Source organism: Stakelama sediminis (assembly GCF_014199335.1).
Taxonomy (GTDB): Bacteria; Pseudomonadota; Alphaproteobacteria; order Sphingomonadales; family Sphingomonadaceae; genus Sphingomonas; species Sphingomonas sediminis.
In genome coordinates this window covers 79,089-94,036 of the sequence record NZ_JACIJI010000002.1, presented here as the reverse complement: position 1 = coordinate 94,036, position 14,948 = coordinate 79,089, and the positions used below count along the sequence as shown (strand labels likewise).

Annotated in this window: 16 protein-coding genes, 1 tRNA gene and 1 pseudogene; 8 read left to right on the top strand and 10 right to left on the bottom strand. The window is 57.4% G+C overall.

Features of this window, described 5'->3' with window-relative positions; genetic code table 11:
* Positions 1–23: 23 nt before the first annotated feature.
* From FHR23_RS07155 to FHR23_RS07145, 3 genes are read right to left on the bottom strand one after another with little or no spacing between them, the layout of a single operon-like run.
* The gene (locus tag FHR23_RS07155; RefSeq protein ID WP_184002377.1) at positions 24–377 is read right to left on the bottom strand and encodes a hypothetical protein; all 354 of its coding nucleotides are present in this window, start codon (positions 375–377) and stop codon (positions 24–26) included.
* On the bottom strand, positions 367–1,740 hold the full coding sequence (locus FHR23_RS07150) for a relaxase/mobilization nuclease domain-containing protein (protein WP_184002375.1): 1,374 nt from the start codon (positions 1,738–1,740) through the stop codon (positions 367–369). The genes FHR23_RS07155 and FHR23_RS07150 overlap by 11 nt, the downstream gene beginning before the upstream one ends.
* Positions 1,730–2,092, bottom strand: coding sequence for a plasmid mobilization protein (locus FHR23_RS07145; protein WP_184002373.1), 363 nt, complete (start codon positions 2,090–2,092; stop codon positions 1,730–1,732). The genes FHR23_RS07150 and FHR23_RS07145 overlap by 11 nt, the downstream gene beginning before the upstream one ends.
* Positions 2,093–2,603: 511 nt before the next feature.
* On the opposite strand from FHR23_RS07145, the gene FHR23_RS07140 reads away from it, so the two are divergent.
* Both FHR23_RS07140 and FHR23_RS07135 read left to right on the top strand, forming a co-directional pair.
* Entirely contained in the window at positions 2,604–3,380 is a 777-nt protein-coding gene (locus FHR23_RS07140) for a type IV toxin-antitoxin system AbiEi family antitoxin (protein WP_184002371.1), read from the top strand.
* Complete coding sequence (locus FHR23_RS07135) at positions 3,373–4,296, top strand: nucleotidyl transferase AbiEii/AbiGii toxin family protein (RefSeq protein WP_184002369.1); 924 nt, start codon at positions 3,373–3,375, stop codon at positions 4,294–4,296. The genes FHR23_RS07140 and FHR23_RS07135 overlap by 8 nt, the downstream gene beginning before the upstream one ends.
* 18 nt (positions 4,297–4,314) lie before the next feature.
* Here the strand turns inward: FHR23_RS07135 and FHR23_RS07130 are convergent, their stop codons facing one another.
* The 3 genes and pseudogenes from FHR23_RS07130 to FHR23_RS16575 all read right to left on the bottom strand — a co-directional run.
* Entirely contained in the window at positions 4,315–4,524 is a 210-nt protein-coding gene (locus FHR23_RS07130) for a hypothetical protein (protein ID WP_184002367.1), read from the bottom strand.
* A 330-nt stretch (positions 4,525–4,854) separates the two neighbouring features.
* Positions 4,855–5,187 (bottom strand): hypothetical protein, encoded by a 333-nt coding sequence (locus FHR23_RS07125; protein ID WP_184002365.1) that lies wholly within the window; start codon positions 5,185–5,187, stop codon positions 4,855–4,857.
* A gap of 566 nt (positions 5,188–5,753) precedes the next feature.
* Positions 5,754–6,092, bottom strand: a pseudogene (locus FHR23_RS16575) (hypothetical protein); the annotation flags it as partial.
* Positions 6,093–6,307: 215 nt separating this feature from the next.
* Here FHR23_RS16575 and FHR23_RS07115 point away from each other — a divergent pair.
* The 3 genes from FHR23_RS07115 (at position 6,308) to FHR23_RS07105 (ending at position 7,856) form a co-directional block, all read left to right on the top strand.
* Complete coding sequence (locus tag FHR23_RS07115) at positions 6,308–7,033, top strand: hypothetical protein (protein ID WP_184002361.1); 726 nt, start codon at positions 6,308–6,310, stop codon at positions 7,031–7,033.
* 84 nt (positions 7,034–7,117) lie between these two features.
* Positions 7,118–7,456: a hypothetical protein gene (locus tag FHR23_RS07110; RefSeq protein WP_184002359.1), complete on the top strand. Its 339-nt coding sequence runs from the start codon at positions 7,118–7,120 to the stop codon at positions 7,454–7,456.
* Positions 7,422–7,856 (top strand): hypothetical protein, encoded by a 435-nt coding sequence (locus FHR23_RS07105; protein WP_184002357.1) that lies wholly within the window; start codon positions 7,422–7,424, stop codon positions 7,854–7,856. Before FHR23_RS07110 ends, FHR23_RS07105 begins: the two co-directional genes overlap by 35 nt.
* Here FHR23_RS07105 and FHR23_RS07100 read toward each other — a convergent pair.
* Positions 7,847–9,604: a type IV secretory system conjugative DNA transfer family protein gene (locus FHR23_RS07100; protein WP_184002355.1), complete on the bottom strand. Its 1,758-nt coding sequence runs from the start codon at positions 9,602–9,604 to the stop codon at positions 7,847–7,849. The genes FHR23_RS07105 and FHR23_RS07100 overlap by 10 nt on opposite strands.
* Before the next feature lie 205 nt (positions 9,605–9,809).
* On the opposite strand from FHR23_RS07100, the gene FHR23_RS07095 reads away from it, so the two are divergent.
* From FHR23_RS07095 to FHR23_RS07085, 3 genes are all read left to right on the top strand, one after another.
* Positions 9,810–10,268, top strand: coding sequence for a hypothetical protein (locus FHR23_RS07095; RefSeq protein WP_184002353.1), 459 nt, complete (start codon positions 9,810–9,812; stop codon positions 10,266–10,268).
* A gap of 357 nt (positions 10,269–10,625) precedes the next feature.
* On the top strand, positions 10,626–10,793 hold the full coding sequence (locus FHR23_RS07090) for a hypothetical protein (protein ID WP_184002351.1): 168 nt from the start codon (positions 10,626–10,628) through the stop codon (positions 10,791–10,793).
* Positions 10,790–12,430: a recombinase family protein gene (locus FHR23_RS07085; RefSeq protein ID WP_184003205.1), complete on the top strand. Its 1,641-nt coding sequence runs from the start codon at positions 10,790–10,792 to the stop codon at positions 12,428–12,430. Before FHR23_RS07090 ends, FHR23_RS07085 begins: the two co-directional genes overlap by 4 nt.
* On the opposite strand, the gene FHR23_RS07080 is transcribed toward FHR23_RS07085, so the two are convergent.
* The 3 genes from FHR23_RS07080 to FHR23_RS07070 all read right to left on the bottom strand — a co-directional run bounded on the left by FHR23_RS07080 (position 12,387) and on the right by FHR23_RS07070 (position 14,944).
* Positions 12,387–12,463: transfer RNA gene (locus FHR23_RS07080), tRNA-Met, on the bottom strand. The genes FHR23_RS07085 and FHR23_RS07080 overlap by 44 nt on opposite strands.
* Before the next feature lie 67 nt (positions 12,464–12,530).
* Positions 12,531–13,040 carry a 2'-5' RNA ligase family protein gene (locus FHR23_RS07075; protein WP_246359764.1) on the bottom strand — a complete coding sequence of 170 codons (510 nt, stop codon included), beginning with the start codon at positions 13,038–13,040 and terminating at the stop codon, positions 12,531–12,533.
* Positions 13,037–14,944 carry a potassium transporter Kup gene (locus FHR23_RS07070; RefSeq protein ID WP_246359763.1) on the bottom strand — a complete coding sequence of 636 codons (1,908 nt, stop codon included), beginning with the start codon at positions 14,942–14,944 and terminating at the stop codon, positions 13,037–13,039. The genes FHR23_RS07075 and FHR23_RS07070 overlap by 4 nt, the downstream gene beginning before the upstream one ends.
* Positions 14,945–14,948: the final 4 nt, after the last annotated feature.

Genomic DNA, 14,948 nt, shown 5'->3' with positions numbered 1-14,948 from the left:
GACCTGTGGTTTGACGCTTCCCGTCAGTCTGAAAAAATCTCCGCATCGCGGGTCATTTCGAGGCGGGCTTCCTCGTCCAACTGATCGAAAGGCGGGAAGCCTGAACGAACCGCTGTCGGAATCATCCAGTGATCGACAAACATCCTAAGCGCGTCATCCAACGATTCCGGCCCTCGGTCGCGTTCGAGTCGCACGACCATTTTGCTCAAGCCCCCCTCGCTGAACAGGAAGCCCTTTTCGTCATACCAATCCAGATGCAGCCAATAAAAGCGTTCGAGGGTCACTTCCAACGGCTGACCGTCGCCATCGGCGTATTGCCGTTGCTCCCAATCCGCTGCGTCATACTCCGGCGTTGGGTGCAGGAAATCATCGGTCATGGCTTGGCCCCTTCTTGTCTGAGGCGGAGCGTTCCGTCGATGCGGCGTTTTCCTTCCGCACTTGGTCCAACGCCTTGGCGGCGCGATTGAACACAGCGCGGTTTTCAGATTTGGTTTCCTGCATCGGTGCGAAGGAAACGCCACGCGCCCCGGCTTTGCCCTTTCCGACACGCGAGCGGATACGGGCAATCCCCTCTGACAGGCGCGCAGCCATGGGGCCAAAGAGCGTGCCAAGTCGCTCTTTGACGGAACGCGCCACATGGCGGGTTTTGCCCAATCGCGTGGCGAGCGAGCGCGCATAGCGCTGCACAGCATTTTCCGATGCGGCCTCTGTCATGTCGCGCTTGGCCTTTCCTCGGACGCGATCAGCCGCTTGCGATGGTGCGTTTTGAGCGACCCGCTCAAATTCCTTGGTCCCGTTGGCGGGTTTTTCCACCTTCTGTTCGGCACGCTGCGCGGTTTCCGGCTGCTGCACGGCCTTTTCAAATTCGGTCTTGACCTTGTCCTTTTGCGCATTGCGCGCCTGTTCAGAGCTACGCGCATCGTGGACGAGCTGCTTGGCCTGCTCGACGTTGGGCAACTCGCCCGCGTTCAGCGGCTCCATGAATTTCCGCAGCTCTTTGGTGCGGACACCCTCAATGCAGCGGGGTAGCGCGTAAACCTGCCCGGATTTGTCGAGAATGACAAAATCGCGGCGGTCGCCAACCGCCAAGGTGTAGCCGGCGTGCGCAAGCGACGCCGCAAAACCCTTGGCTCCGTCAGACTGACGGAATAGCTCCGTGACCTGTGCAATCCGCTCTTCCTTGGTGAGGCCGGAACGCGCCTCCTGATGGCGCTCGTGATCTGGGGCAGTCTGCTTATCGCGGGATTGCTCTTTCGGCTCGACGTGCTTTCCCGGAACCAGCTCATGACCGAATTTCTGCTCAAGGTGACGGGCCGCCCTTTCATGGGCGATATAGTTCCAGCTATCGGGAACGAGGATGAGCCGTTCCTTGTCGGTTCGCTGGAACACGATATGGGCATGGGTGCGTGTGCCGCCCTGCCCATCTGCTTTTTCATGCAGGACGATGGCACGCGGCTGCTCATGCAGCTTAAGCTGCTTCGCCAGAACATCAGCCGCATAAAGCCATTGCTCCTCGTTCAACGCATATCCCGGTTGGGGAGAGATGACGGCGTGATATAGCCCTTTGACCCCCCGCTGCCCTCGGTCGGTGATCTCCTGCATTTCGATCAGGGCTTGGGTCAAATCATCGGTCGCCATGCCGGATATATCCAGCACGCGGACCTCCTCGTTGACTTCCATCGAGAGAAGGTATGCGCCAAGCTGGACGCCGTTGGAGCGGCTTTTTCCTTTAACGATCATATCCCAGCACCTCCCGGATATGAGCGTTGGTGCGCCAGACCGCTTGCAGCGCAATCTCGGTCTGAAGCACCAAGTTTGAAGCGGGGTCTTCGATTGCGGCAAAGGATTTGGCGAGGTGTTGCAGGCTACTTGCGACCTCCCCCAAATCCATCTTGATGCGCCGCAATTCGTCCCGGTCAGCGAAGGTGATCGGGGCGGCGGAAGAGGCGAGGCGCTGGCGAAGGCCAGCAGCGCGAAGGAAAGCGGGAAGCGATGTCTGACGGGAAGCAGCTAAGGCTTCCAGTGCGGTGCGCTCCTCTTCGGAGAGCCGCACGCCGATCAGATATTGCCGCTTTCGTTTGTCCGATGCCACTTCCTCTACACCTCCCCGCGAAAACAAAAATGCGGGTCCAGGGACGCATGTTCTCTGGCCGTGATGCACCGCCGGATACGGTGCGATTGACCGTCACGAACTCAATGTTCGGGGCGGACAACCAGCCGGGGATTGTCAACGGGGGCGGCGCTTAAGCCCCCTTGACCAAGACAGTTGCGGTTAACCGCAACATGGCTTGCAAACGTCCATAACCCATTGTCTCACGCTACTTTGGGACGTGGCAAAACACCTGCAATAGGCGCTTGTTTTTATTGGATTTCTGTTTCCATGCAATGGCCCTAATATTTCCTGAAAATTAGCCATATGCATGTCTCTTTAGCCGATACGAGGCGGAGCGGATTGCTCTCAAGGCACGGTTTCAAGGCAGCATGAGGTTACATCTTTGATTTTTCGTTCGTAGATATATCCTTGGTTTATGTATGATGGATTTTCCAAAGAGGCAGATGGCTCAGCCCTTGCTTTTCTTTGTTTTTTATGCCATAGATATATTATGAGTATATCTCGATCAGAAAAAATAAAGAGTCTTATGGATCAGTGGCGACCGCACACGGTCGTCACTTCCGTGCGTCTGAATGAGCTGGGCATATCGCCTCAAGATACCCAAAATTACCTCTCCAGCCGCTGGCTGGAGCCGTTAGGGCGCGGCGCATACAAGCGTCCTGTTGAGACGGTGACGTGGCAGGGCGCTCTCTGGACTATCCAGACCCAGCTCAAGCTGGACGTGCATGTTGCCGCACGCACCGCATTGGAGATGACGGGCAAAGCGCACTATCTCCGCTTTGCAGAACAGACCGTTTTTCTGTTTTCTCCGCCTAAGGTCGCGCTACCTGCATGGTTCAAGACCTATGATTGGTCGGTGGACATACGCCATACGCAAACGAAATTTCTGCCCCCCGATCTTGGGCTGGCTGACCTTGAGGCAGTTGAGGGCTTCAAGCTGCGCGCTTCCAGCCCCGAACGGGCGATATTGGAAACGCTGCACCTGACACCGCAAGCGGTCGATCTTGTTGAAGCCGCGCAGCTCACCGAAGGGCTGGTCACTTTGCGCCCAAAGCTTATGCAGGAGCTTCTTGAGGCCTGCAATTCGGTCAAGGTCAAACGCCTGTTTCTCTATCTGGCGGAACGGGCCGATCTTCCCGTTACGCGCCACCTCAATCCCGATGTGATCGACCTTGGCACAGGTGATCGAAGTCTTGTGCCTAAGGGCAAGTATGTCGCCAAATATGGCCTTCTCCTCCCATCCGAACTGGTGAACCCCGATGCGTGAGGCCTATCACTCCCAAGTTGATCTGTTGCTCGATGTCCTGCCCTTGGTCGGGCAGGAAGAGGGGCTTGCTCTCAAGGGAGGCACGGCGATCAACCTGTTCGTGCGGGATATGCCGCGCCTTTCGGTCGATATTGACCTCACATGGCTCAATGCCGGTGAACGTGCTGACGACCTCCAAGGGATTGCTGCGGCTCTTGACCGCATCAGGGCAAAGGTCGAGGCGACATATCCTGACACGCGCTGTCGTCCGTCCGGCAGCGCGAGCGCGCCCGAAGTCAAACTGCTTTGTGAACGGCAAGGCACGCAAATCAAAATTGAGGTCAACGCGGTTCTCCGTGGTCATCTGCAACCCCCGCGCATGATGGCCTGCTCTGACAGGGTTCAGGACGAATTCGGGAAATTCGTCGAAGTCCCTGTCATTGCGCATGGCGAACTCTTCGGCGGGAAGATTTGCGCTGCGCTTGATCGCCAGCACCCACGCGATCTATTCGACGTGCGCGACCTGCTCGATACGGAAGGTTTCAGCGACGATGTTCGTTTGGGCTTCATCGCAGCGCTGGTCAGCCACAACCGCCCGATAGCGGAACTCCTGAAACCCAACCGCCTCGATCAACGCGAAACCTTCGCAAAGCAATTCGCGGGCATGGCATTCGAAGAATTTACCTATGACGATCACGAGGCCACGATGGACCGCCTCATCGGGGCAGTCCATCGTGGCCTCGCCCCGGATGATCGCTCATTCCTCCGTAGTTTCGATGCCTGCGAACCTGACTGGTCCCTTTATCCGCTTGCAGGGCTGGCTGATCTACCCGGCCCGCGCTGGAAACTTCAAAACTTGCGCAAGCTGAAAGAGCAAAACCCAAGCGGCTGGGCTGCCAATCTGGAAGCCCTCGAAGATGCTCTTGGCGGCGAATGACGCCGCCGGACGGCGGGGCTATTGCCCCGCCTCGCGGTTGATCGGGAAGATGTAGAAGCCGTCCGTGACAACCTGACTGCCGACAAGGCGGCAAAACATCGAGCCGTTATCGCGGGTCCAGACAACTCCGATCTGCTCGAAGCGAGCTTTCTCTCCACTTCCTTTGCGGACCTTTACGGCGAACTCAGGGCGCTTGTTAGCGGTGGGATTTTGCGTTGCTGTGGTCATGTGGAAATCTCCTGTGTCGAGGGTTTCAAGTTTTATCGCGACTGGCTCTTCCAGCCGACGCAAGCCCATTAAGCGGTCGGAAGACCGGCAAGGTGCATGGGGAACACGGGAGGGCGGGAACCGCCCGAATGGAGCGGGCAGCCCATTGCAGCAGGCCAAGCGAAGCGCAGGTTGGTTGCCGGGCCGATAGCTATGCGGCTTGTCTTACATGAGGCAGGAAGGCCGAGGCGCGGGCTGATAAACCTGTGCCGGGAGTGTGAAGCATCACAGATGCAAAATGCCCGCTGCATGGCTACCATGCAGCGGGCAATAGGTTTTCGGCTTAAGCGGTCAGGCCGCGATGAGTGTAGTCGGTGTGGCCCCGATGATTTGAAGATAGGCGTCGATGACGACGAGCTTGCCGTGTGTCGTCATGCGACCATTCTCAAAGTTCGCAAGATCGCGTGCCGAAAGTCCGTTCGGTTCGGGAATGCACGTTCCGTCTGGAAACTTCACATGAAGGCGCTTGGCTGCGACGGTGCGGCAGATTGTGTAGGAAAGCGTCGGATTTCCGACCCCAAGAGCGGCCTTGCGGTCAAGAAAGCGCGCACGGATCGCATCACGCTCTGCCAACGTATATTCAAACGGTATCGCAATCGCGGCGGCTTGGGGAATCTCTGCCATTTCCTCCGAATCTCCTTCTGCTTGGTTGCAGATGGAAGATGCGGACGATTACAGATTATGTCAACAGTAACGTCATACGTTTGGCGTTATTGTTTTCCGTCCTTGTCGCGTCGGGTCAGGAGTCCGACGACCCGATGGCACTCATCGACGGTGAAGTAGCGGCGCTTGAGGAAGCGATCATTCGCCTCCTTCTGCGTCGGCACGTGAACGTCATCTGGCAGCCTGTTGGCACGCTGCCAGTTCATTAGGGCGTCATACGCCTTATCGTCGTGCGCCTTGAGAAGGGGCTTCGTCAGCAGGCGCTTGCCAATCCACTCACCCCAGACGGATTTCAGAAAATCCAAAATCTGGTCCTTGCGTGGCGTGAAGCGTTGCTCTGGCACAGGGGGCGGATTGGCCTCGTCGTGACGCTCGAAATAGGCCTGCGCGAATTGACGCAGCTCTGCGGCAAATTCATCCGTCGCCATGCGACGGCTCATCAATTCTCGCGCAAGCGGCGCAACGGCGTCCGACAATTTCTGACGCACCTGACGTTCGGCGTCATCGACGGACATTGGCCCGTCACCGATCACCCCAAGGATATCGGCATCCTTCATGGAAAGCAGGGCGGAATCCGGCTTGATCTCTGCACCAGTCCATTTGCCAAAAAGCACGCGGTCGCCCGCCCTCACGTCCTGAGGCGAGGGAGATTTCGCGGGCTTTCCAGTTGCCTTGCCGTCATCCGGCTTCGTCTTGGACAATTCCGGGAGGGTCGGCTTGCGCCAGCGTTTTGGCGATGCTTTGACGGTCTCACCGTCACTCGGCTTGATCTTGGCGGAGTCCGGGATGATGATTCCGCCGTGAGTCTTTTCGGTGGAGGCTTTTGGCTTCCTCGGAGAAGCTGACGAGTCTTTCTTTCGGGCCATCTGAATTACCATAACCTGTATCGTTTAACGTCACTGTAACGGCATCAGGTCGAATTTCAAGAAAATCACGCCCGCCCTTTGGGCGCTCCTGGTCAGAAACTTTCCAGCTACCTACACATGAATGCTCGCCTCGTGTCCCGGCAGGCGTGCATCATGTGCGCAAACCTCCGAGGCATATCCTGTTCCGTGCAACTCCGCACATTGAGGAACATGACATGACCCAAAAACCGGGCGGAAATGCCCCAATGCCGCCGTCTGCGGCACCTTCTCCACGTCCACCCCTGCAATCCCTGCCGCTGCCACGTTCGCGTGGCAGCGGGCTGGTGCGCTTCATGCTCATGCTGGGCGGTCAGAGCGTCATTCTTGCGGCCCTCTTGGGCGGGGCACAAGTTCTCGCGCCTGACGCTTACAAGCCTGCAACGCTGGTCGGCACCGCAATCGGCACGGTCGAAGCGGAAGCCGCCAAGGCGCAGATGGACGAACAGGCAGACTTTGAAAGGGCCGTCGCGCAGGCTCGTGCAGAGGGTGAGCGCGATGCCGAGTTGGCTTACCAAGAGCAAATCAAGGCGCTCGACTACCAATACCAGTCGCAGCTCCAAGTCCTGCAAGGACAAGTCACTTCGTCGGTCGCGGCATATCAAAATCTCTATGACCGGGCGACGCAAATCCAGCAGGTGGCAATGAGCCTCGAAGGCTATGTGATGCAGCAGCGGTCTGAGACAGTTCGCGGCACGCAGGTTGGACGAACCATCCTTGCAAACGTTTTGGACGTAGCCTGTGCCTTTGATCGCCAATCATGCAGCGCGGCGGACGATCTGCGTTACGAGCTGATTGATGAGGTGAATGAAGCCAGCCAGACGGGCTACGGCACAATTCTCCGGCAAACGATGCAGGGCATCCCTGACCCCGCAACCCTCAAGGCCCAACTTGGCAATCCCTAAAACCAATGGCCTTGCCCCAACTTCGCCCCGCACGAGGCCATCCCTTGTGCGGGGCTTTTTTCTGTCAGCTTGGGAGAACGTCCCGTGAAGAAATTGCCGGGCAAGAGTGAAATGAGCGTATCGCCGGATTTCAAAAAGGCAGCTTCTGAAAACGCCGCACGGCAGGATACGCCAAAGGCAAAAGAGTCAGCGAAGGTCGATCATGCTCCGGCGGGAAGCCTTGCGCCCCAGCCAAAGGGCATGGGCGAAAATAGCGTCAATCGACAGGTTCACGCGGCAAGGCAATCCCGCCTTGTGGGCGCGACAAAAGAGACGAAAAATCAAAACCAGAACAATCAGGTAGAGGCAAACCGTGCGAGGCGCGCATTCGATATGGCAAGATCGAAAAATGGAGCCGGTAAAGATAACCCCCGCGAGCGCTAACCCCGTCTATTCGTATGAGAAGCGCTACAGTCAGCGCGTCATAAAGCTACCAGACGGCGCTCGTCTCCACCACGTCATGCATGACGGATATTGGGCGCGGTTCGATTGGCTTGCCAGCCAATATCCGACCATTGATAAGACGATCATTTCCTTCGCATGGGACCATGCTTATGCGTTCTGCCCGGAACGAGCTGCCGATTTGTTCGGCTGGACGTTTCCGTTCGAGATCACAATGACGCTGACCGAGATTCAGACTGCGGAACGTGGCGCAGCGAATGATTGGCTCGATGGGCTTTATGCATCGCATGAAACCCACCTCGGCTTCTTCGATTTCCCAACACCGCTTTCCTATCGGCGCGTCTATTCCGAAATTCCGCGCCGCATCCTCTATCAGTCGTAGCGTCCCTGAAAGATGGCGTCTTCGTAGTAGGGGGTGCGGCTCACGGCATAAGGCCCATAACCGCCCAAAAACGCGATCAATCTGCCCTCCGAGCGGTCAAAATAGCTGGCGATTTCCTGCGCACTCATCAGCGGCACGGCCTGAGTCCGCCTGTTCGTCGTTTCACCATCAGCCGTGCTGTTCGATTCAGAGTCCGTTTGGCTGGTGCCATTTGTCTCGGAAGTTGACTGCGACGAGCTGCGGCCCCAATTTGTCGCAACCGTTTTGGATGCGCGCCGTAGGAACATATCCATAATGCTCCTGCCGCCTTGAACGGTCGCCATTTCACTCATCGGGGCCATGTCAGAGGCTCCCTCGCTCGCACCTTCCTGTGACGTTGCCCCGGCGCTGGTCGATGTTCCGCTTTGTGTGGACGTGCCTTGGCTGTGCGTGCGGCTCGTCGATGTATCGACGATGGTTATTTCGGTTTGGCCCATTCGTTTGGTCAGCCATTCGAGCGTGGTCAAGTCCGTGTTTCCAAAAAAGGTGAGCGTGCCCGCGTTGCCGAGAAAGGTTTCCCAGCTTTCTCGATAATGCCGCTTCAACTGCGTGAGATCTTGCAGAATGGGCCAAAGTTTGATGCCGTATCCAGCCATGAGGCCAGCGGCTTTTTCAATGGCCTCCATATGCCCAAGGGTGGCAAACTCATCCAAGATGAAAAGAACGGGATGCCCGCAAGCGGGTGTAGCGAGTCCGACCGCCTCCATCTGGAATAGAAGTTGGTTCACGATCAGGCGAAGGAAACGTGCATGGCTAGCCAGATATCGGGCCGGAAGGCACAGATAGAGGGTAACGCCGCCCTTGTGCAGCTTGAGGTCTTCGAGCGCAAAGCTCGTGGAGCCAAGCACCTTCTGAATCCGTGGCGTTGCAAGAAAGCGGGTATTCCTGCGTGCCGTGCTAAGGACGCTGCCCCGCTCGGCCTCGCCCATCGCCCGGATGGTTTCAGCCGCGCCAATGATGATATCCCTGACATTCTGATTTTCGGCTTCGGAAGTCGCCATGTGGAGCCAAAGGGCTTGGAATCCGTTCATCTGCGGCGGTTCCTCGCCCGCCGATATGGCTTCTTCATCAATCTGCGCTGAAAATTCGGCGTCGCCGCGCATAAGAAGCTGATAAAGACGGGCCAGAGAGCGGCGCTCGCCGCATGGCTCGATTTCGCAAATATGCAGTAGAAGCGCCTCGATCAGTTGCTTTGCGGACTCATCCCAATGCGCATCTTTGTCATTGCTGCGCATGACAATCGCACTCGCAAGCGCGCCTGAAAGGTCGATTGCCTCATCGGTGGCGGCGTCGATCAGATCAAGCGGATTGTAAGCGCCGTGCAATTCGTCTGCGACGCCGGATTCCTGAAAGGGGTCGAGAACGATAACGCGATGATCGGGCAAAGTGGCGCGATAGCGCGCCGTGCAAGCCGCGTTTTCCCCCTTGGGGTCGATGACGACCGCACTACCGGGCCAAAGGCATAAGTTCGGAATGATGAGCGATGTGCCTTTGCCAGCTCGGCTTCCCGCCACAGTGACGATATGCCTGTTGTCATCGACGCCCACCGCCTCTCCATCAGAGTTACGTCCAAGCCACAACTGCCCAAGGGCATAGTGCTGGTCTGCCTGAAGCCAGACTGAAGTGCCTGTCTGGCCTTCGATGGCTTGCAATGGGTTGGTGCCGCGTGGGAATGGCTTTGTCGCCGCGATCTTTGGTTTCGTATCCATGCTGCCTCTGTGCGGCTTTACCTCATGACTTTTCCAGTCATGCGCCGTGCAATGGAAGTGCCACGGCAATGTCAGCGCGTTAGCCAGCCTTTGCCCCTGCTTGGCTAATCCGTAGCCCTCCAACGGCTTGGCAATGGAGCGCGATTCAAGAGCAATGGGGAGGCCTCAAGCGCCGACAAAATGTCGGCGCGCAATGGAGGCTCGTATGAAAAAATCAGCGATTGCGGCGCTGGTGATCGCCGCGCTCATATCTTCTCATCCCGCGCAAGCGCGCACCGTCACGATGGATTGCGCAGGAGCGCCTCTCCAATCGGACGGCACTATCCCACCCAATGCGGCGGAAGGGCGGATTAGCCTTTCCGCCGTCATGGACACCGTTCGCGGCACAATCACGGTCTTGAGCGTCAATGGCACAGGCATGATTCCGGTGGGTAGCCCGCTGCTATTCAACACCAAGACCAAAGACGGCCCTGCCGCTCGCAGTGTTTGGGAAGCGCCCGATGGGCGCCGCTTCATTGGCATTCAACTCATGGAGGCAGGAACAATCCTGTTTGCTGGCTACGTGGTATCGGCACAGTGTCAGCCCGGAGGAAATGCAACCTGCAATCGCCAGATGCCGGGAACGGTCGAATACTATCAGGCAAGGTGCATACCGCGACGCTAGAGGCGCGACCAATGCGAGAACTTAAAGCGGGGCCAGCGGCTCCGCTTTTTTTGTCTGAAGGCATGATGGACCGCGACGCCAGCTTTCATGCGGGTTTGCGAATATAGGTTAAAATCTGGTTAACCTTTTTCTGATCTAATTGAAGAGTGAGCGTTTTTTGCTCGAAAGCGTTGCCAGATATGCGGTGACATAAATTTCGATGCAGTTCGTTTCACAAGCGTTGGTCGGTCTGGGTTTGGAGAAACGATGATTGAAGTCCGAGAGTAGTTCGTATGCGGTCATGGCAAGGTGTCGAGATTACCCTGCAAAGCATGATTCCTTCGGCTCGAAGTCAAATTCGGGCGAAGGCAAATTGTCATGCGGAAACGCGATGAAAACAAGGGAAGACTAAAAGCTGATTTTGATGCGAAAAACGCGGAAAAGTCTTTGATTTCCTTGGTCAGAATGCTTGCAAGGCACGCCGCTAGGTGCGATTATGAGGTATATATCAAAACCCATCGCCAACCTGAAAAAGACGCGCCATGACCCGCATTGCAATTTACGCCCGCTATTCAAGCGAACTTCAAAAAGAATCCTCGATTGAAGACCAGCTCCGCGTTTGCCGTGAATACGCCGAAAAGCAGGGGTGGGAGATTGTCCAAACCTACGCGGACAAGGAAGAATCTGGGGCAAGTCTCCTGCGGCCCGGCATCCAATCGCTTTTTGAAGATGCGCAATCGGGCAGTTTCGAGTTGGTGCTTTCGGAAGCGCTAGACCGCATTTCCCGCGATCAGGCCGACATTGCGATAGTCTATCGCGATATGACCTTTCAGGAAATCCGCCTGCATACATTGTCGGAAGGGGCTATCGACCAATTACATGTCGGCCTCAAAGGCACGATGAACGCTCTGTTCCTCAAAGACCTCAAGCTGAAAATCCGACGCGGGATGCGCGGTCGCATTGAGAACGGGAAATCGGGCGGCGGCATTGGCTACGGCTATGCCGTCCTCAAACAGTTTGATGCGAATGGCGAGCCTATCCGTGGTGATCGAACCATCAAGGAAGATGAGGCTGCGATCATTCGTCGGATTTTCGATGAATACGGCGCAGGCATGTCGCCTCGCGAGATTGCCAAGCGGCTGAACGCGGAAGGCGTGAAAGCGCCACGCGGCGATGCGTGGTCCCCAAGCTCAATCAATGGCAACCGTCTGCGTGGGGCAGGCATCATCAACAATGAACTCTATGTCGGTCGGCTTGTTTGGAATCGCCAGAAATTCATCAAAGACCCGAAAACTGGCAAGCGCATTACCCGCTATAATCCTCAAAGTGAGTGGGTCATTCACGATGTGCCTGAATTGCGCATTGTGACCGATGAGCAGTGGGAGAAGGTTAGAGAGCGCCAAGGCAGCCTCGATCTACTCACAGAGGATAGCATCCGCGAGCGTGCCAGCGAGCGCGCACGCCGCCCTAAGTATCTCCTGACAGGCCTCGCCAAGTGCGGCTGCTGCGGCTCCGCCTATGTCGTCAAGAATGCGACGCAAATCGGATGCGCCAACTATTTCGACAAGGGCCAATGCCGCAACAGTATGCGGGTGAAGCGCCAAGAGGTCGAAGAAATGGTGCTTGAAGGCCTCCGCACGCGCCTCATGGAGCCTGCCATGTATGAGGAATTTTGCCGCGAATACACGCGCAGCTTCAACGCCCTACAGACAGAAAAAACACGAGCGCGAGCCTCGAAAGAGGCCGAACTCGAACGCAATCGCCGCCGCGTCAAGCAGATGGTCGATGCGATCTGCGAAGGTATGCCCGCATTGCCCATGAAAGATGAAATGGTCGCTCTGGAAGCGCGTAGGGAGGTTCTCGAAGCTGAATTGGCGGTAAAGGATGAGCCTGTCCCGATGCTCCATCCAAGCCTTGCCATCCGCTATCGTGATGAACTGGAAAAACTGCACACGGGCCTAACCAGCGAAGAGAATCGCACGGAGGCATTCGACGTGATTCGAGGGCTGATTGATCGCGTGATTGTCCAGCCGCAAGAGGATGGCTATTCGGTAACCCTAGAGGGTGATCTTTGCGCAATCCTCAATCTGGCCGGGGATAAAGACCTTTGCCGTGTGCTACCCTTATCGGGGGTAACGATGGTAGCGGAGGAGGGACTTGAACCCCCGACACCCGGATTATGATTCCGGTGCTCTAACCAGCTGAGCTACTCCGCCACACCATCATTCGCCGGCGGGTACCGCCGTGGGCGAGCGGGCGACATAGGGCGGGTTTCGCCCTCGGTCAAGCAAACATATGTCGGGAAATCGCTTCCCAGGGACCGCCGCGATAATACCATGCAGCCAGGCCTGTAAGACGCACCTGCCATGGTATGAAACCGGCCTGCAATTGCGCCAGCAATCTACGCGCATCGACCGGGGCGACCTTGTTCTGAATGGTAATGTGCGGACGCCATCCGGCGCTGTCCTGCGGCGTCAGCATCGGCGCGAAGGCATCTGCAAGCCGGTCGCGTATGTCCTCCAGCCCTTCCGATTCGATGCGGAACGCGACGCCGCGCCCCAGATTGAGCAATCCCGCAATTCTGCATGGCGGTGCCGCCTGCCCACGCGTTTCCGCATTCAGCCGCTGTTTGAGTTCGGGCAGCAAGGTCGGCGGTAAATGATGGAACAGCGTCAGATGTGCGTCGAGAAAATTGCGTTCCGGCGGGAAATGCGCGCGCCGTAGCCGGTCGAACATCGCCTGATCTTCGCCACCGAACAAAGCGGTGACGATGATCGGTACAGATTCGGTCAAATCTCGACCTGACTACCCAGTTCGACCACGCGATTGGTGGGCAGACGGAAGAACTCCATTGCGCTTTCGGCGTTGCGCAGCATCCAGGCGAACAGCTTTTCCCGCCAGAGCATCATGCCTGGTCGCTCGGCAGGAAGCAGTGTCTGGCGCGCCAGGAAGAAGCTGGTGTCCATCATCTTGAACTCCGCGCCACAGCTATGCACCCGTTTCAGCGCAGCCGGAACGTCCGCATCCTGCATAAAGCCATAGCGGATCACCATGCGGTGGAAACCCTGTCCCAGATCCTCGACTTTCGCGCGATTATCATCGGAAACGAACGGGGCATCGCTGATCTTCACGGTCAGCAGGATCACACGTTCGTGCAGCACCTTGTTATGCTTCAGATTATGCAGCAACGCATGCGGCACACCCTCCGGCGTGGAGGTCATGAACACCGCCGTGCCGGGAACGCGGGTTGCGGAATTGGCCGCCGACTGAATGAACACCTTGATCGGCATCGCCGCTTCGCGCATGCGGTCGAGCATCAGCTTGCGGCCCTTGGCCCAGGTCGTCAGCATTGCGAAGATGATGAAGCCGACCATCAGCGGGAACCAGCCGCCATCCGGGATCTTCGTCAGGTTGGCGGTGAAATAGGCACCGTCCACGATGAAGAAGAGCACCAGCAGCGGAATGGCGTAGCGCTTCTTCCAGTGCCACAGCTTGAACAGCGCAACCCCCAGCAGACAGGTATCGATCAACATCGCCCCCGTCACCGCAATGCCATAGGCCGAGGTCAGGTTCGATGTGTTCTGGAAGGTCAGCACCAGCAGGATGACCATGCCCATCAACAGCCAGTTGACGAGCGGGATATAAATTTGCCCAGCCGTTGATGCGCTGGTGTGATCGATGCGGAGACGCGGAATGAAGCCGAGTTGAATCGCCTGCTGCGTGACCGAGAATGCGCCTGAAATGACCGCCTGACTGGCGATAATGGCAGCCGCCGTAGCGATCAGCACCAGCGGGAGGCGAAAGGAATCAGGTGCCAGCAGATAGAAGGGACTTTCCAACGCCAGCACGCCGTCGCGCATCAAAAGCGCGCCCTGCCCCATATAGTTGCACATCAGCGCGGGCAGCACGAACCACAGCCAGGAAACGCGGATCGGCGGACGGCCGAAATGCCCCATATCGGCATAAAGCGCCTCGGCGCCCGTTACTGCCAGCACCACCGAACCCAGCGCGAAAAAGGCCGGCAACGGGCTGATCAGGAAAAACTCAATCGCATGATGTGGCGACAGGGCAGCCAGCACCTGCGGCGTTTTGACGATGCTGATGACACCCAGGACAGCGATCACGGAAAAATAGACCAGCATGATCGGCCCGAAAAAGGCGCCGACCCGCGATGTGCCGTTACGCTGAATCGAAAACAGGAAGACCAGAATGACGACCGCGATCGGCACGATCAGCCCGCCAAAGCCGGGAGCTGCAACGGCAAGCCCCTCCACCGCGCCCAGCACGGATACGGCGGGCGTAATCATCGAGTCGCCGTAAAACAACGCGGTTGCGAACACGCCCAGCAGGATGATTCCGCGCGACCAGCGCTGGCTTTTCGTCTTACCGGAAACCAGCGCCAGCAGGGCAAGGCTGCCGCCCTCCCCCTTATTGTCCGCACGCATGATGATAGTGACGTATTTCAGCGTCACCACCACCATCATCGACCAGAACATCAGACTGATAACGCCCATGATATGGGCGGTATCGAGCGTCAGCTTGTGATGACCGTCAAAGGTTTCCTTGAATGCGTAAAGCGGGCTGGTGCCGATATCGCCGAACACCACGCCGATCGCGGCGATCGACAGTTTCCACAGCTTCTGGTCGCCATGACCGTGATGGCCATGGTCGCCGGCCGGGCGGTCCGCCGGCTCCAACGGT